The organism is Nocardia thailandica NBRC 100428, from assembly GCF_000308795.1.
Classification (GTDB): Bacteria; Actinomycetota; Actinomycetes; order Mycobacteriales; family Mycobacteriaceae; genus Nocardia; species Nocardia thailandica.
In genome coordinates, this window is sequence record NZ_BAGK01000195.1 from 21,459 (window position 1) to 37,926 (window position 16,468).

The window sequence follows — 16,468 nt, forward strand, 5'->3', positions numbered from 1 at the left end:
TGTGGGCGTATCGGCAGCCATCAGCTGATACCCCAGCCGGGCACGTCACAAACGTCGCAGCGCGAAGAACGAAATGAGGCGAACACCTGCTGTGAGCAGCTCAACTTCCCAGTTCGGACAGAACCAGTGGCTGGTCGACGAGATGTATCAGAAGTTCAAACAGGATCCGTCCTCTGTCGACGAGAGTTGGCACGAGTTCCTCGCCGACTACACCCCTGAAGCCAACTCCGAGACCGCCGCCGCTCCCGCAAACACCCCCGCAGCGCCGGCCGCGGCCCCCGCACCCGCCGCGGCGCCCGTGAAGAGCGCGCCCGCCCCGGCCGCCCCCACCGCGCCCGCCGCGCCGGCCCCCGTTCCCGCCGCGTCGAAGCCCGCTCCCGCGCAGGTCCGCGCGCCCAAGACCACCCCGGCGCCGACGTCGAACGCGCCCGCCGCGCCGAAGATCGCCGTCGCCGCCAGCGACGAGGCCAAGGTGCTCCGCGGCCCCGCCGCGGCCATCGCCAAGAACATGTCGGCGTCGCTGACCATCCCGACCGCCACCTCGGTGCGCGCGATCCCGGCCAAGCTGATGATCGACAACCGGCTGGTCATCAACAACCACCTGGCCCGGACGCGCGGTGGCAAGATCTCCTTCACCCATCTGCTCGGCTACGCGATCGTGCAGGCGGTCAAGGCGTTCCCGAACATGAACCGGCACTTCGCCGAGGTCGACGGGAAGCCCAACGCGGTCACCCCGGCCCACACCAACCTGGGCCTCGCCATCGACCTCGCGGGCAAGGACGGCAACCGTTCGCTGGTGGTCGCGGCCATCAAGGGCACCGAGGAGATGAGCTTCGGGCAGTTCCACACCGCCTACGAGGACATCGTCCGCCGCGCCCGCGACGGCAAGCTCGGCACCGACGACTTCACCGGCGTCACCATCTCGCTGACCAACCCCGGCACCATCGGGACCGTGCACTCGGTGCCGCGGCTCATGCCGGGTCAGGGCGCGATCGTCGGCGCGGGCGCCATGGAGTACCCGGCCGAGTTCCAGGGCATGAGCGACGAGCGCATCGCCGATATCGGCGTCGGCAAGCTCATGACGCTGACCTCGACCTACGACCACCGCATCATCCAGGGCGCGGAGTCCGGCGACTTCCTGCGCACCATCCACAACCTGCTGATCTCCGACGAGTTCTACGACGAGATCTTCCACGGCCTCGGCGTGCCGTACGAGCCGGTCCGCTGGCGCAAGGACATCAGCGAGCGCGGCGTCGACAAGAGCGCCCGCGTGCTGGAGATGATCGCGGCCTACCGCAACCGCGGTCACCTGATGGCCGACACCGATCCGCTGCGCCTGGTCAAGGACAAGTTCCGCAGCCACCCCGACCTCGACGTCACCGAGCACGGCCTGACCCTGTGGGACCTCGACCGCACGTTCAACGTCGCGGGCTTCCACGGCCAGGAGCGGATGAAGCTGCGCGATGTGCTCTCCATCCTGCGGGACGCCTACTGCCGCCACGTCGGTGTCGAGTACACCCACATCCTCGAGACCGACCAGCTCCAGTGGATCCAGGAGCGCGTCGAGCAGAAGCACGTCAAACCGACCGTCGCGCAGCAGAAGTACATCCTGAACCGGCTCAACGCCGCCGAGGCGTTCGAGACCTTCCTGCAGACCAAGTACGTCGGCCAGAAGCGCTTCTCGCTCGAGGGCGCCGAGGCGGTCATCCCGATGATGGACGCCACCATCGACCAGTGCGCCGAGCACGGACTCGACGAGGTCGTCATCGGCATGCCGCATCGCGGCCGCCTCAACGTGCTGGCCAACATCGTCGGCAAGCCCTACTCGAAGATCTTCACCGAGTTCGAGGGCAACATGAACCCGGCCGCCACCCACGGCTCCGGCGACGTGAAGTACCACCTCGGCGCCGAGGGCACCTACCTGCAGATGTTCGGCGACAACGAGATCGCGGTCTCGCTGACGGCCAACCCCTCGCACCTCGAGGCGGTCGACCCGGTGCTCGAGGGCCTGGTCCGCGCCAAGCAGGACCTGCTGAACAAGGGCGACGGCCCCGAGGGCTTCTCGGTCATGCCGCTCATGCTCCACGGTGACGCGGCGTTCGCGGGCCAGGGCGTGGTCGCCGAGACCCTGAACCTGTCGGGCCTGCGCGGGTACCGCGTCGGCGGCACCATCCACATCGTGGTGAACAACCAGATCGGCTTCACCACCGCGCCGGAGAACAGCCGCTCCACCGAGTACTCCACCGACATCGCGAAGTTCATCGGCGCGCCGATCTTCCACGTCAACGGTGACGACCCCGAGGCCTGCGACTGGGTCGCGCGCCTGGCGGTCGACTTCCGCCAGAAGTTCCGCAAGGACGTGGTCATCGACCTCATCTGCTACCGCCGCCGCGGTCACAACGAGGGCGACGACCCGTCGATGACCCAGCCGCAGATGTACGACGTCATCGACACCAAGCGCTCGGTCCGCAAGGCCTACACCGAATCGCTGATCGGCCGTGGCGACATCTCCCTCAAGGAGGCCGAGGACGCGCTGCGCGACTACCAGGGTCAGCTGGAGCGCGTGTTCAACGAGGTCCGCGAGCTGGAGAAATTCCCGCCCGAGCCGTCGGAGTCGGTCGAGGACGACCAGAAGGTCCCCGCCACCGTGCAGACCGCGGTCGACAAGTCCGTGCTGCAGCGCATCGGCGACGCCTTCCTCAACGTCCCCGACGGCTTCAATGTGCATCCGCGCGTCAAGCCGGTGCTGGAGAAGCGCCGCGAGATGGCCTACGAGGGCAAGGTCGACTGGGCCTTCGCCGAGCTGCTGGCCTTCGGTTCGCTGATCGACCAGGGCCACGACGTGCGCCTGACCGGTCAGGACTCGCGGCGCGGCACCTTCACCCAGCGCCACTCGGTGATCATCGACCGGCTCACCGCCGACGAGTACACCCCGCTGCACAACATCGGCTCGGAGAAGCCGGGCTGGTTCGCCGTGCACGACTCGGCGCTGAGCGAGTACGCCGCGGTCGGCTTCGAATACGGCTACTCCCTCGGCAACCCGAACGCCCTGGTCCTGTGGGAGGCCCAGTTCGGTGACTTCGTCAACGGCGCGCAGTCGATCATCGACGAGTTCATCTCCTCCGGCGAGGCCAAGTGGGGCCAGCTCTCCGACGTCGTGCTGCTGCTGCCGCACGGCCACGAGGGCCAGGGCCCGGACCACACCTCCGGCCGGATCGAGCGCTTCCTGCAGCTGTGCGCCGAGGGTTCGATGACCGTGGCGGTGCCGTCCACCCCGGCGAACTACTTCCACCTGCTGCGCCGCCACGCCCTCGACGGCATCCGCCGCCCGCTCATCGTCTTCACCCCGAAGTCGATGCTGCGCAACAAGGCCGTGGTCTCCGACGTCAAGGACTTCACCGAGTCGAAGTTCCGTTCAGTGTTCGACGAGCCCACCTACGAGCAGGGCATCGGTGATCCGGCCAAGGTCAAGCGCGTCCTGCTGACCTCGGGCAAGCTCTACTACGAGCTGGCCGCGGAGAAGGCCAAGCAGAAGCGCGAGGACGTGGCGATCGTCCGGGTCGAGCAGCTCTACCCGATCCCGACGTACCGCCTGAACGAGGCGCTGGCCAAGTACACCGCGGCCACCGACATCGCCTGGGTCCAGGAGGAGCCGGCCAACCAGGGCGCCTGGCCGTTCTTCGGCCTGAACCTGCCCGAGGTCCTCCCCGACCGCCTCGGCAAGCTCCGCCGCATCTCCCGCCGCGCCATGTCGGCCCCGTCCTCGGGTTCGTCGAAGGTGCACGCCGTGGAACAGGCCGAGATCATCGCCGAGGCCTTCGAACCGACGGCCTAGGTTTCCCGCGAACGGCCGAGGCCGGGTGGATCGAGCGATCCACCCGGCCTCGGCCGTTGTGCCGCGGGTGCCGGGTCAGCGCACGTCGGGCGAAGTCGGCCAGGCGCGCCACTCGCCGCTGTCCTACTTGTTCAGGGTGAACCAGGCCATGCCCGAGAGCTGTTCCAGTTCGGGGTTGCTGGGGTAGAGGTCGGCGGTCGCGACGATGCTCGCTTCCACGCGGCCGGTGCCGGGGGCGGTGCCCATGCCGACGATCACGCCGTCCGGCGCGTCGATCACGCCGTTGGCGTCGACCTTCTGGGACTGGCCGCCGGTGGCACCGGTGTCGAGGTTCTTCCAGCGGAAGGCGATGCGGTACGCCTCGCAGGAGGACCCGGTCTGGGTGATCTTCACCCGGACACCGACCACCCCGGCCTGCGGCTGCGGGACCGTCTCGGCGTTGACGATGGCCGCGCAGCCGTTCCCCGGGACCCGGGCGAGGGTCGGGTTGAACTGCGTGACCTGATCCGACGGCACCGCGCCCGCCGAACCACCGAACCCTACGAGCGCGGCAACGGCCGCCACGGCGGCCACCCCGACTCGAACCGAAACTCGTTGACCATGCTTGCTTTTCAGACTCATGCCCAGGTTTTCGCGCACCCTCCGAAACTTGTTAACCGACGTAATTGTCTCGATGAAGTAACGAAGTCGGTTCCGCCGCAAGCACTTCCGAGGCGAGCCGGCGGTGCCCCCTCGGGCCGGAAACCGACCGGCCGCCGGTCCGATTCCCCGCCCGCGAATCCACAGAGATCTCACAACCCCGGCGCGCCCGGACGCGGTAGCGTTTACTTCGCTTGACGAAAGGACCGCACGATGGCCGGCACGCGCAACGGATACCTGCTGATCGGTGGGGCGGCCTCGATCGGTGCGGGGGCGCTGCACCTGTTCGCGGCGGGCCTGCACACCGAGCACGCCACCCTGGCGCGGCTGATGGTCGTGCTCGCGGCGCTGCAGTGCGCGGCCGGGGCGCTGGCCCTGGCGAGCGGCCGGCGGATCGTGCCCGCGACGGTGATCGCGGTCAACGCGTTCGCCGCCGTCGTGTGGGTCTACACCCGGTTCGCGGACGTGCCGTGGATCGACGGCCTGACCAAGGAGTCGCCGCAGTTCCTCGACACCGTGTGCGCGGCGCTGGGTGTGCTGGCCGTGGCGGGTGCGGCGGTCGCGCTGGTCCGGCCGTCGGCGCAGCTGCCCGTCGCGCGCGCCGGGATCGCCGCGACGGCGGCCGGTGTGCTGGCCGTGGCGGCCATGCTCAACGGCGTCAGCCATGTGCACAGCCACGGCGACGCGCACGCCCACGGCGACCAGGGCGCGCACGGCGATCACGGGGACCACGCGGCGGCCGCGAACTGGCCGCGGCCGTTCGATCCGGCCGCGCCGATCGACGTGTCCGGTGTCCCCGGCGTGACGGCCGAGCAGCAGCAGCGGGCCACCGCGCTCATCCGCAGCGCCCTCGACAACCTGCCCGCGTTCGCCGACGTGACCTCGATCGGCGCCCTCGGCTTCCGCTCCATCGGCGACGCGGCCACCGGCTACGAGCACTACGTCAACACCGGCTACATCCGCGACGACAACTTCCTCGACGCGAAGCACCCGGAGTCGCTGGTCTACAAGGTCGACGGCGCGAACCGCACGCTCGTCTCCGCCATGTACATCGCCAAGGGCAAGAAGATCGACGACCCGGAGCTGGTGAACTACGGCGGCGCGCTCATGCAGTGGCACGTCCACGACAACCTGTGCTGGAAGGCCGGCGACAACGGGCCGCAGGTGGCCGGGGTGACCGACGCGCAGGGCAACTGCCCGCCGAATTCGATCAACCCCGGCTCCGGCAATCCGATGGTGCACGTGTGGATCGCCGCCCACCAGTGCGGCCCGTTCGCCGCGCTCGAGGGCCACGGTGCGGGCCAGGCGGCCTCGGCCGACGGCCGCCGCGCCGACACCTGCTCGCACGACCACGCGGGCGGACACCGCTGATCCGGACCGGAACAGGACCGGATCAGCCCGCCTGCTCGGCCCAGTCCAGCACCTGCACGATCACCCCGTTGCCGTCGGCGACCTGGAACAACCGCTCGCCCCACGGCTGCGCGGTGAGCGGCAGCGTGAACTCCACGCCCGCCGCCCGCAGCCGCGCCTCCTCGGCCGCCGCGTCGGCGACGGTGAAGGCGAGCACCACGCCGCGCGAGGCCACGTCCCGCTGATCCTCCGGCAGCACCTCGAGCCCGAGCCGGTGGATCGCCACCCCCACCCCGCCGCCGGGGTGGGTGACGGAGACGAACCCGTCCGCCGCGATGGCCTCGACGTACCCGAAGTGCTCGATCAGGAAGCGCGCGGTCACCGCCACGTCGGCCACCGTCAACGACACCGTGCTGTCCACGATCTGCATGAGTTCCTCCTCCGGGCGACGCCCGTCCGCATCAACTACGTACACCATACGAAGTTTCGGAACGCCCGCAAGGGCCGATCTGTTCCGGCGGATGCCCGGCGACGCTCCCCCGCCGGGGCGATCACTCCGGCAGGCGGGCGTCGGCGTAGGCGGCGAAGGCGTCGCGGTAGTACTCGGCCAGGCCGACGGCGATGCGCTCGTAGTTGACCTTGAAGCGCTCGTCGTCGACGTACATCTGGCCGAGGCACTTGAACGCCTCCCGGGTCGGGGTCCAGAACCGGGCGATCCCCTGGTAGGTCTGCTCGGTCTCGGCCAGCACCGCCGGGTCGTCGACGGGCGTGCCCGCGGCCATGAACTCGGCCATGCGGATCATGGCGGCGGTCATCTCGCGCTGCATGCGCTCGATGTCCTCCGGGGTCATGGCCGCGGTGCGGCGCTGCGACTCGGCGAACTCCTCGGGCCAGCGCTGGGCGGCCTCCTCGTCGTACTGGGTCTGGTCGAAGCCGGCGAACAGGTTCTCCGGGCGGTTGATCTTCACGGTCATCTCCGTGCTCCCTTCGAGTTCGGTGATGGTGGCGGCCACGGTCTCGGCCATGCGACCGAGCCGGTCGCTCTCCTCGAGCAGCCGCGCGTGCTGGCGCTTGAGCGCGAGCAACGTGTCGGGCTCGGAGTCGACCGCCTCCGCGATCTCGGCCAGACCGAGGCCGAGCTCGCGCAGCACGAGGATCTGCTGCAGGCGCAGCAGCTGTTCCTCCTCGTAGTAGCGGTAGCCGTTGGTGCCCACGTAGGCGGGCGTGAGCAACCCGATGTCGTCGTAGTGCCGCAGGGTGCGGGCGGTGACGCCCGACATCTTCGCCACTTCCGCGATCGAGTAGCTCATGGCCGCTCCCCTCACTTCCGGGCCGGTCCGTCCGGCCTCGTCATCGACGGTAGAAGTTGCCGTAACGACAAGGTCAAGTGTTCACCCCCGGGCGGTTCCGGGTCAGGCGGGCACTCCGGCACGGCGGCGCCGCACGGCCAGCGCGGCCTCCTCGGCGACGAGGTCGGCGTTGATCTGCGCGCCCGCCGCGGCGCCCGCCGCCGCGGCCGCGCCGACCTGGGCGGACGGGTCGGTGACATTGCCCGCCGCCCAGACGCCGTCGACGGACGTGCGCCCGGTCGGGTCGGCGGGGACGTGCTCGCCGATGCCCATCGGGTGCTCGACCGGCGCGAGGCCGAGGTCGGCGAGGAAACCCGCGCGGGCGTTCATGCGGGGACCCACCGCGACGGCGTCGCGCGCGACGACGGTGCCGTCCGCCAGCCGCACCCCGGTGACCGCGTCGCCGCCGGTGACGATCTCGGTCACCTCGTCCGGCACGACGCGCACGCCGCGGGCCAGCAGCTTCTCGGTGTCCTCGCCGGGCAGCTCGGCGCCGCGGGTGAACAGCACGACATCGTCGGTGAGCTGCCGGAACAGCAGGGTCTGGTGCACCGACATGGGCCCGGTGCCCAGCACGCCGACCCGCCGGTCGCGCACCTCCCAGCCGTGGCAGTAGGGGCAGTGCAGCACGCCCCGGCCCCACTGCTCGCGCAGGCCGGGGAGGTCGGGCAGGTCGTCGGCCAGTCCCGAGGCCAGCAGCAGGCGGCGGGCGCGGGTCACCCGGCCGTCGGCGAGTTCGACCTCGAATCGCAGGTCGGTGACCACGGTCGCGTCGGCGACCGGCGCGGCCACCGCGGCGTCCGGCCCGAGCGGCCGCACGGCGACCACCTCGCCGGACAGGACGACGCCGCCGTAGCTCTCGACCTCCGCGCGGCCGAGGGCCAGCAGTTCGCCGGGCGGCATCCCCTCCCGGCCGAGCAGCCCGTGCACCCCGTCGGCGGGCGCGTTGCGCGGGCTGCCGGAGTCGATCACCAGCACCGAGCGGCGGGAGCGCGCGAGCATGAGCGCGCCGTTCAGGCCGGCCGCGCCACCACCGAGAATCACCACGTCATAGTTGTCGTCCATGCCGACCAGGGTGCCGCACGATCCGCAATAGTGGCAATCTTATTTGCCGCTATGGCAAACTGGGCGGTATGGACGACCTGCTACGCACCCTCGACGCGGTCGGCCCCCGGCTGCGCGCGCTCCGCGGCGAGCGCGACCGCACCCTCGCCGACCTGGCCGCCGAGACCGGCATCTCGGTGAGCACGCTCTCGCGCCTGGAATCCGGCGACCGCAAACCCACCCTGGAACTGCTGCTCCCCCTGGCCAAGGCCTACGGGGTGACCCTCGACGAGCTCGTGGACGCGCCCCAGACCGGCGACCCGCGCATCCACATGCGCCCGATCGTCACCAAGCACGGCTTCACCATGCTGCCGCTGACCAGACGGGCGGGCGGCATCCAGGCGTTCAAGATCGTCATCCCGGCCGGCGGCGACCGCACCACCCCCGACCCGCAGGTCCACGAGGGCTACGAGTGGCTCTACGTGCTCAACGGCCGGCTGCGACTCGTGCTCGGCGACAACGACATCGTGCTCACGCCCGGCGAGGCCGCCGAGTTCGACACCCACGTCCCGCACTGGTTCGGGTCCGCCGACGGCAAGGCGGTGGAGTTCCTCAGCCTGTTCGGCAAGCAGGGCGAACGCGCCCACGTGCGGGCCCGTCCGCGCGGGCACTGACGGGGCCGAACCGGCGGCGGCTCAGGCGGGTTCGGGCTCGGGTTCGGGCTCCTCGGCGTACACCGTCCGCCAGCGGGCGAGCGCGACACCGGCGACCAGCACCACGCCGCCGAGGCACTGGATCGGCGCGATGGTCTCGCCGAGCAGCCACCACGCGGCGAGGACCGCGAAGACGACCTCGCTGAGCAGGATCACCGACGACAGCGTCGAGCCGAGGGCGGCGACCGCGGCGACGCCGGTCAGATACGCCAGCGCGGTCGCCACGACCGCCAGCGGCAGATAGGCCGCCCACCAGGGCATTTCGTGCGCGCGCAGCAGCACGTCGGCGCCGCTGACGGCGAACGGCACGAGGCCGGCCGCCGCGAGCGTGCCGACCAGCCCCGCCCCGACGAGCAACCCGGTCACCGTGAAGACCAGCGGGTCGGCGTCCTCCTCCCCGCTGGACAGCAGGAAGAAGCCCACCTGCCCGACCATCGACGCGAACGCCCACCCCACGCCGACCGGGTCCAGGTCGGCGCTGCCGAAGGGGTCGATCACCAGCACCGCGCCGCCGATGGCCAGCGCCGCGCCGACCAGCGTCGCGGGCGGCTGCGGGATCCGGCGCACGAACCGCTCCCACCCGATCACCACGACCGGCGCCAGGAACTGGATCATCAGCGTCACGCCCACCGGCATGCGCGCCAGCGACAGGAAGAACGCGGTCTGGGCCAGGGCGACAGCGAACACGCCGTACCAGAGCGCCGCGCGGCCGGGCCACGACCAGGGCCGTCCCAGCGCCACCGCGACCAGGGTCAGCACCGCCGCCGCCCCCGCGCACCGCAGCACCGAGGCCGCGCCCGCGGTCCAGCCCGCGCTCATCAGCGCCTTGGCGAGCGGACCGGAGAAACCGAAACAGAACGCGGAGGCGACCGGCAGCGCCAGGGCTACGGCGGGCCGAGCGGTGGACGTCATCGCACCATCATGACCGGCCGCCGGGCGTCGGGCCGCACCGCGCGGGCGCCGGGAACCGCCGGCTCGCACAGCGGCGCCGGGCGCGATCCGGCCGAACCGTCAGTCGCGCAGGGCGGCGATGAGCGCGGGGCTCAGGGCGAGGGCGGGCAGCGATTCGACCAGGAGGTCGACCAGGGCCTCGCGGCTGATCGGCTTGTCGGCCATCCAGGTCAGGATGGTCTCCTCGACGAACGCGATCCAGCCGCGCACGGCCAGGGTGAGGCGGGCCAGGTCCGGGTCGTCGGGCGGCAGCGGGAGTTCGGCGACGATCATGTCGGCGATGGCGCCGCGGGTGGTGTCCACGAGCCGGGCGACGTCGGGGGTGATGCTGGCCGGGCCGCGCAGGACCGAACGGTAGGACGCGGAGTGCTCGGTGACGTAGTCGACGAAGCGTTCGATCGAGTCGCGCAGCATGTCGAACAGGGACAGTTCGCGATCGGGCGCGATGGCGGCGAAGAACTCCGCCCCGACGAACAACGCGATCGCCTCGTGGAACTCCTGCTTGGAGGCGAAGTAGTGGAACAGCAGGCCGCGCGAGATGCCGGCCTGCTTGGCGATGTCGTCGACCGAGATCTCCTCCAGGGGACGGTCGGCGAGCATGTCGGCGCCGAGGGTGATCAGCTGCTGCCTGCGCTCGGCGGGACTCAGCCGGACCCGCTTGGCCGTACCGGCACTCTTGCTACTCACGGCACCATCCTACTGAACTGGATTCAATAGCTGTTGACTACGACTCAATAAGCCCATAGTATGCATTACATGAGTCGCAAGGTTACAGACAAAGTCGTCGACGCCCCGGCCGCCCGGCACTACCCGACGGTCATCGTCGGCAGTGGTTTCGCGGGCCTCGGCATGGCCATCCGGCTGAGTCAGCAGGGACGCTCCGATTTCATCGTGCTCGAGCGCGGTGACGACGTCGGCGGCACCTGGCGCGACAACACCTACCCCGGCGCCGCGTGCGACGTGCCCTCGCACCTGTACTCGTATTCGTTCGCGCCCAACCCCGACTGGTCCCGCTCGTTCTCCCGCCAGGGCGAGATCCAGGCCTACATCCGCGGCGTCGCGGAGAAGTACGACGTCCTCGACAAGCACCTGTTCGGCTGCGACGTGCTCGGCATGCGCTGGAACGCCGAGACCGCGCGCTGGGAGATCACCACCAGCAAGGGCGATTTCACCGCCGACACCGTGGTCTCCGCGGTCGGCGCGCTCTGCGAGCCCTCGCTCCCCGACATCAAGGGCATCAACGACTTCGAGGGCGAGATCTTCCACTCCGCGCGCTGGGATCACGACGTGGAGCTGGAGGGCAAGCGCGTCGCGGTCATCGGCACCGGCGCCTCGGCCATCCAGATCGTGCCCGCCATCGTCGGCAAGGTCGCCCACCTCGACCTCTACCAGCGCACCGCGCCGTGGCTGCTGCCGCGGATGGACCGCCCGTACTTCCTGCCCGAGCGGCTCGCCTTCAAGTACGTGCCTGCCGTGCAGCGGCTGTCCCGCGCGGCCATCTACGCCGCCCGCGAGACCCAGGTCGTCGGGCTGGCCAAGTACCCGGCGCTGATGAAGATCTTCGAGACGCTCTCGCGCGGCAAGCTGCTGGTCGAGGTCCGTGACCCGGTCAAGCGCGCCAAGGTCACCCCGGACTACCGCATCGGCTGCAAGCGCATGCTGATCTCCAACGAGTACTACCCGGCCATCGACCGCGACAATGTCGAGGTGGTCACCGAGGGCATCGCCGAAGTCAAGGCGAACTCGATCGTCACCAAGGACGGCACCGAGCGCCCGATCGACGCGCTCATCGTCGCGACCGGCTTCCACGTCACCGACTCGCCTGCCTTCGAGACCATCGTCGGCCGCACCGGCCAGACGTTGTCGGAGCAGTTCGCCGAGGTCGGCCAGCGCGGCTACAAGGGCTCGGCCATCGACAACTTCCCGAACATGTTCTTCCTGCTCGGCCCCAACGTCGGCCTGGGCCACACCTCGATGGTGTACATGATCGAATCGCAGATCAACTACGTCGCCGATGCGCTGGACACCATCGACAAGCAGGGCCTGCGCACCGTCGAGGTCCGCAAGGACGTCGTCGATGCCTACAACGCCGAACTCCAGCGCAAGATGGCGAGCAGCGTGTGGATGACCGGCGGCTGCGCCAGCTGGTATCTCGACGCGCACGGCAACAACACCACGCTGTGGCCCGACTTCACCTTCCAGTTCCGTAGGCTGACCAAGAATTTCGACGTCGCGGCCTACGAGACGACCTCTTCTACCGCCGACAACACCGAACGGAAAGTGGTGGCAGCACAGTGAGCAAGGACGCTTACTTCACGAACAAGGTCTGTGTGATCACCGGCGCGGGATCCGGCATCGGCCGGGCGCTGGCGGAGAACCTGGCCCGCCGCGGCGCCAAGCTCGCGCTGTCCGACATCGACGCCGAGGGCCTGGCCGAGACCGTGCGCATCGTCGAGGGACTGGGCGCGCAGGTCAAGGCCGACCGGCTCAACGTCGCCGAGCGCGAGGCGTTCCTGCTCTACGCCGACGCGGTCAAGGCGCACTTCGGTGTCGTGCACCAGATCTACAACAACGCGGGCATCGCCTACCACGGTGACGTGGTCAAGACCGACTTCAAAGACATCGAACGCATCATGGATGTGGACTTCTGGGGTGTCGTCAACGGCACCAAGGCGTTCCTTCCCATGCTGATCGAGTCCGGCGACGGTCACGTGGTCAACGTGTCCTCGCTGTTCGGCCTGGTCACCGTGCCCGGCCAGGCGGCCTACAACTCGGCGAAGTTCGCGGTGCGCGGGTTCACCGAGGCGCTGTACCAGGAGATGAAGATCGCCAAGGCGCCGGTCAAGGTGACCTGTGTGCACCCCGGCGGCATCAAGACCGCCGTGGCCCGCAACGCCACCTACGCCGAGGGCATCGACGGCGCCAACACCGCGAGCCTGTTCGACAAGTACCTGGCGATCCACTCCCCCGAGATGGCCGCGCAGACCATCACCGAGGGTGTGCGCAAGGGCCACGCCCGCGTGCTGATCGGCTGGGAGGCCAAGGTGCTCGACGCGAGCGTGCGGTTCCTCGCCTCGGGCTACAACCGGATCTCGGCCGTGGTCAACGGCAAGTTCATGCCGCACTGAGCCACCCATGGTCGACATCAGGCTCCCGAAGATTCCGCTGCCGCTGGCCCGTACCGTCCTCGGGCCGGTCTTCCGGCTGACGATCAACGATCGGCTGCCGTGGCGGGTGCAGCGCGCACTGCTCGACACGCTCTCGGTCCTGCAGCCGGTCCCCGGCGGTTCGATCGTCCAGCCGCTGGTGCTGGGCGGCAGGCCCGCCGAACGGATCGTCGCCGAGACCGCGATGCCGGGCTCCCGTACCGGCGCGGTGGCGCCGGAGAAGGCGGCGGGCGCGATCCTCTACCTGCACGGTGGCGGATACGCGATCGGCTCGCTCGGCACACACCGGTCCCTGGCCGCGCAGCTGGCCCAGGAGACCGGGTGCGCGGTCTACACGCTGGACTACCGGCTCGCGCCGGAGCATCCGTTCCCGGCCGCGCTCGACGACGCGGAGGCGGCCTTCGCGAACCTGATCGACAACGTCGGCTACCGCGCCGATCAGATCTCCGTCGCCGGTGACTCGGCGGGCGGCGGCCTGTCGCTGGCACTGGCGCAGCGGCTCGTCGCCCGGGGCCTCGTCCCCGCGGCGCTGGGTCTGATCGCACCGTGGGTGGACCCGAACGAGGTCCCCGATCGCCACCGCGATCTGGTGATCAACAAACCCTGGTCGCGGTCGTGCGCCGCGGCCTACCTCGGTGACGGCGACCCCGCGGCGGCGGGGTACGCTCCCCTGTCGGGGCCGCTGCTCGGGCTGCCGCCGACCTACGTCCAGGCCGACGTCAGCGAGCTGCTGCACGCCCAGTGTGTGCGTCTGGTCACAGCGCTGCGCTCCGCGGGCGTCCATGTCCGGTTCACCGAGACCCGTGGACTCTGGCACGTGGCGCAACTCCAGGCCGCGCTGGTCGCCGAGGCCGCGACAACCCTGAGCGAACTCGCAGAATTCCTGCGAGAAGCGATTCAGCCGGTATCCATCGACGACCTACGATGAGACCGTGTCGCGGGCGAATTCCGCCCGCAATAACACGGTCCCGTTGAAGGTGTCGTAGATTACTGGCGAGTAGAACCCACTGGAAGGGCACTGATGCGAGAGTTCGAAGTTCCGGCTTCCTACACCATCCCGGACGACGCGAACAATTCCGAGAACGTCTTCCGCTTCGCGGCGGAGACTCCGAATGTCGTCTTGTTCAACGTCCCGGACGGCAGCGGCGGCTGGAACGACGTCACGGCCAAGCAGTTCGAGAGGGCCGTCACCGGCGTCGCCAAGGGCCTCATCGCCTCCGGTGTCGAACTCGGCGACCGCGTCGCCATCATGGCCGCCACCCGCTACGAGTGGACCCTGCTCGACTTCGCCATCTGGGCCGCCGGTGGCGTCACCGTCGCCATCTACGACAGCTCGGCCGCCGAGCAGGCCAAGTGGATCCTGCAGGACTCCGAGACCAAGCTGCTCGTCGTCGAGAACGACAAGCACCGCGCCACCATCGACGAGATCGAGGACGGCGCGCTGCCCGCGCTGACCGAGACCCTCCAGATCGACAAGGGCGCCGTCGACACCCTGGTCGAGCGCGGCGCCGGCCTCGACGACTCCGCCGTGCACGAGCGCCGCAAGCTGGTCGGCGCGAACTCGCCCGCCACCCTGATCTACACCTCGGGCACCACCGGCCGCCCCAAGGGCGTCCAGCTGACCCACGCGAACCTCTACGCCGAGTCCCGCTCCGGCGGCATCGAGCTCGCCGCGTTCGTCTCCGAGGGCCAGAAGACCCTGCTCTTCCTGCCGCTGGCGCACGTGTTCGCCCGCGCGGTCGCGCTGATCGCCTTCGACTCCAAGGTCACCATCCGCCACAGCTCGGACTGGTCGACCCTGGTCGAGCAGTTCGGCGAGTTCAAGCCCGACTTCATCCTCTCGGTACCCCGCGTGTTCGAGAAGGTGTACAACTCCGCCAAGCAGAAGGCGCACGACGGCGGCAAGGGCAAGATCTTCGACGCCGCCGCCGAGACCGCCATCGCCTACAGCGAGGCGCTCGAAAAGGGCGGGCCCGACCTGCTGCTCAAGGTCAAGCACTTCGTCTTCGACAAGCTCGTCTACAGCAAGCTGCGCGCCGCCCTCGGCGGCCAGTGCCTGGCCGCCGTCTCCGGTGGCGGCCCGCTGGGTGCCCGCCTCGGCCACTTCTTCCGCGGCGTCGGCGTCACCATCTACGAGGGCTACGGCCTGACCGAGAGCACCGCCGCGTTCTCGGTGAACACCCCGGCCCACATCCGGGTCGGCTCGGTGGGCCGCCCGATCCAGGGCCACGCCGCCAAGATCGCCGAGGACGGCGAGCTGCTGCTCAAGGGCTCGGTCGTGTTCGACGGCTACTGGGGCAACGCCGAGGCCACCGAGGAGGCGTTCGCCGACGGCTGGTTCAAGACCGGCGACCTGGGCGCCATCGACGCCGACGGCTTCATCACCATCACCGGCCGCAAGAAGGAACTCCTGGTCACCGCGGGCGGCAAGAACGTGTCCCCGTCGCTGCTCGAGGACTCCCTGCGCGCGCACCCGCTGATCAGCCAGGTCATGGCCGTCGGCGACGGCGAGCCGTTCATCGGCGCGCTGATCACCCTCGACCCGGAGGCGCTGCCGGGCTGGAAGGAGCGCAACGGGGTGGCCGCCGATCTGCCGATCGAGCAGCTGATCACCCACGCCGACCTGGTCGCGGAGATCAACGCCGCGGTCGCCGAGACCAACAAGAAGGTCTCCAAGGCCGAGGCCATCAAGGAGATCCGCATCCTGCCCGTCGACTGGACCCAGGAGACCGGCGAGCTGACCCCGAAGATGTCGCTCAAGCGCGCGGTGGTCATGAAGAAGTACGCCGACGTGGTGGACTCGATCTACCGCTGATCGGGCCCGGCCCGGCCGGACACCTCCCTGCGAAGCCCCGCGGACCACGCACTCCGGTGCGGATCCGCGGGGCTTCGCGCCGTCCCGGTTCCGTCACCGATACCGGTGGGCGGCGGACGTAGGCTCGGGACATGGCTTTTCTGCGCATGGCGGCCGGTGTGCTCGCCGCCGGGCTGGTGTTCGGGCTCGCCCAGCTGGTCGCGGTGTTCACCGGGGCGTCGACCGCGCCGCTGTACGCGCTCGGCGATACCGTGGTGGACCGGACACCCGACGGGCTGCGCGAGTGGGCGATCCAGAGCTTCGGCACGCACGACAAGACGGTGCTGTTCCTGAGCATGGGCGTGGTCGCGGTGCTGGTCGCCGCGGGTGCGGGGTTGCTCGAACGAGCCCGCGGCTACGGCGGGTCGGCGGTGTTCGCCGTGCTGGGCGTGTTCACCGCGCTGCTCGCGATCGGGCGCTCCGGCAGCGTCGCGGGCGCGCTGCCGGCGGTCGTCGGCACGATCGCGGGCATCGCCGCGCTGCGGGCCTCCGCCCGGCGGATCGACCTGTTCGAGCGCGCGAAAGACGAAGCGGCCGAGCCGGTCACGGCGACCGGAGGCGCGGGC

13 protein-coding genes and 1 pseudogene are annotated in these 16,468 nt (G+C 70.0%); 8 read left to right on the top strand and 6 right to left on the bottom strand.

Going from position 1 to position 16,468, the window contains the following annotated elements:
* The first annotated feature begins 73 nt into the window (after nt 1–73).
* Nucleotides 74–3,835 (top strand): multifunctional oxoglutarate decarboxylase/oxoglutarate dehydrogenase thiamine pyrophosphate-binding subunit/dihydrolipoyllysine-residue succinyltransferase subunit, encoded by a 3,762-nt coding sequence (locus ON36_RS21830; protein ID WP_174377599.1) that lies wholly within the window; start codon nt 74–76, stop codon nt 3,833–3,835.
* A gap of 123 nt (nt 3,836–3,958) precedes the next feature.
* Here ON36_RS21830 and ON36_RS21835 read toward each other — a convergent pair whose 3' ends face one another.
* Nucleotides 3,959–4,399 (bottom strand): hypothetical protein, encoded by a 441-nt coding sequence (locus ON36_RS21835; protein ID WP_245558157.1) that lies wholly within the window; start codon nt 4,397–4,399, stop codon nt 3,959–3,961.
* A 288-nt stretch (nt 4,400–4,687) separates the two neighbouring features.
* Between ON36_RS21835 and ON36_RS21840 the strand changes: the two genes are divergently transcribed.
* Nucleotides 4,688–5,845 (top strand): hypothetical protein, encoded by a 1,158-nt coding sequence (locus tag ON36_RS21840; protein ID WP_043656782.1) that lies wholly within the window; start codon nt 4,688–4,690, stop codon nt 5,843–5,845.
* Nucleotides 5,846–5,867: 22 nt separating this feature from the next.
* Here the strand turns inward: ON36_RS21840 and ON36_RS21845 are convergent, their stop codons facing one another.
* The 3 genes from ON36_RS21845 to ON36_RS21855 all read right to left on the bottom strand — a co-directional run bounded on the left by ON36_RS21845 (nt 5,868) and on the right by ON36_RS21855 (nt 8,238).
* Nucleotides 5,868–6,254 (bottom strand): VOC family protein, encoded by a 387-nt coding sequence (locus ON36_RS21845; protein WP_043656784.1) that lies wholly within the window; start codon nt 6,252–6,254, stop codon nt 5,868–5,870.
* 121 nt (nt 6,255–6,375) lie between these two features.
* Nucleotides 6,376–7,134, bottom strand: a complete 759-nt coding sequence (locus ON36_RS21850) for a MerR family transcriptional regulator (protein WP_043656787.1) — start codon at nt 7,132–7,134, stop codon at nt 6,376–6,378.
* A 102-nt stretch (nt 7,135–7,236) separates the two neighbouring features.
* Complete coding sequence (locus ON36_RS21855; RefSeq protein WP_043656790.1) at nt 7,237–8,238, bottom strand: NAD(P)/FAD-dependent oxidoreductase; 1,002 nt, start codon at nt 8,236–8,238, stop codon at nt 7,237–7,239.
* A 68-nt stretch (nt 8,239–8,306) separates the two neighbouring features.
* Here ON36_RS21855 and ON36_RS21860 point away from each other — a divergent pair, with 68 nt between their 5' ends.
* The gene (locus ON36_RS21860; RefSeq protein ID WP_043656794.1) at nt 8,307–8,891 is read left to right on the top strand and encodes a helix-turn-helix domain-containing protein; all 585 of its coding nucleotides are present in this window, start codon (nt 8,307–8,309) and stop codon (nt 8,889–8,891) included.
* A 21-nt stretch (nt 8,892–8,912) separates the two neighbouring features.
* Here the strand turns inward: ON36_RS21860 and ON36_RS21865 are convergent, their stop codons facing one another.
* Entirely contained in the window at nt 8,913–9,842 is a 930-nt protein-coding gene (locus tag ON36_RS21865; RefSeq protein ID WP_052314233.1) for an EamA family transporter, read from the bottom strand.
* A gap of 99 nt (nt 9,843–9,941) precedes the next feature.
* Complete coding sequence (locus tag ON36_RS21870) at nt 9,942–10,568, bottom strand: TetR/AcrR family transcriptional regulator (protein ID WP_043656797.1); 627 nt, start codon at nt 10,566–10,568, stop codon at nt 9,942–9,944.
* 69 nt (nt 10,569–10,637) lie between these two features.
* On the opposite strand from ON36_RS21870, the gene ON36_RS21875 reads away from it, so the two are divergent.
* The 5 genes and pseudogenes from ON36_RS21875 to ON36_RS21895 form a co-directional block, all read left to right on the top strand.
* Nucleotides 10,638–12,179 carry a flavin-containing monooxygenase gene (locus ON36_RS21875; protein WP_043656800.1) on the top strand — a complete coding sequence of 514 codons (1,542 nt, stop codon included), beginning with the start codon at nt 10,638–10,640 and terminating at the stop codon, nt 12,177–12,179.
* A complete protein-coding gene (locus ON36_RS21880) occupies nt 12,176–13,009 on the top strand; it encodes an SDR family NAD(P)-dependent oxidoreductase (protein ID WP_043656803.1) in 834 nt (277 codons plus the stop codon). Before ON36_RS21875 ends, ON36_RS21880 begins: the two co-directional genes overlap by 4 nt.
* Before the next feature lie 7 nt (nt 13,010–13,016).
* Entirely contained in the window at nt 13,017–13,976 is a 960-nt protein-coding gene (locus ON36_RS21885; RefSeq protein ID WP_043656806.1) for an alpha/beta hydrolase, read from the top strand.
* A gap of 93 nt (nt 13,977–14,069) precedes the next feature.
* Entirely contained in the window at nt 14,070–15,863 is a 1,794-nt protein-coding gene (locus tag ON36_RS21890) for an AMP-dependent synthetase/ligase (protein WP_043656809.1), read from the top strand.
* Nucleotides 15,864–15,994: 131 nt separating this feature from the next.
* A pseudogene (locus ON36_RS21895) lies at nt 15,995–16,468 on the top strand (oxidoreductase); the annotation flags it as partial.

Excerpts from the sequence above, each read along its gene's own strand:
- ON36_RS21830 (WP_174377599.1), top strand. The coding sequence starts at position 74 with ATGAGGCGAACACCTGCTGTGAGCAGCTCAACTTCCCAGTTCGGACAG.
- ON36_RS21840 (WP_043656782.1), top strand. The coding sequence starts at position 4,688 with ATGGCCGGCACGCGCAACGGATACCTGCTGATCGGTGGGGCGGCCTCG.
- ON36_RS21845 (WP_043656784.1), bottom strand. The coding sequence starts at position 6,254 with ATGCAGATCGTGGACAGCACGGTGTCGTTGACGGTGGCCGACGTGGCG.
- ON36_RS21850 (WP_043656787.1), bottom strand. The coding sequence starts at position 7,134 with ATGAGCTACTCGATCGCGGAAGTGGCGAAGATGTCGGGCGTCACCGCC.
- ON36_RS21855 (WP_043656790.1), bottom strand. The coding sequence starts at position 8,238 with ATGGACGACAACTATGACGTGGTGATTCTCGGTGGTGGCGCGGCCGGC.
- ON36_RS21860 (WP_043656794.1), top strand. The coding sequence starts at position 8,307 with ATGGACGACCTGCTACGCACCCTCGACGCGGTCGGCCCCCGGCTGCGC.
- ON36_RS21865 (WP_052314233.1), bottom strand. The coding sequence starts at position 9,842 with ATGACGTCCACCGCTCGGCCCGCCGTAGCCCTGGCGCTGCCGGTCGCC.
- ON36_RS21875 (WP_043656800.1), top strand. The coding sequence starts at position 10,638 with ATGAGTCGCAAGGTTACAGACAAAGTCGTCGACGCCCCGGCCGCCCGG.
- ON36_RS21885 (WP_043656806.1), top strand. The coding sequence starts at position 13,017 with ATGGTCGACATCAGGCTCCCGAAGATTCCGCTGCCGCTGGCCCGTACC.
- ON36_RS21890 (WP_043656809.1), top strand. The coding sequence starts at position 14,070 with ATGCGAGAGTTCGAAGTTCCGGCTTCCTACACCATCCCGGACGACGCG.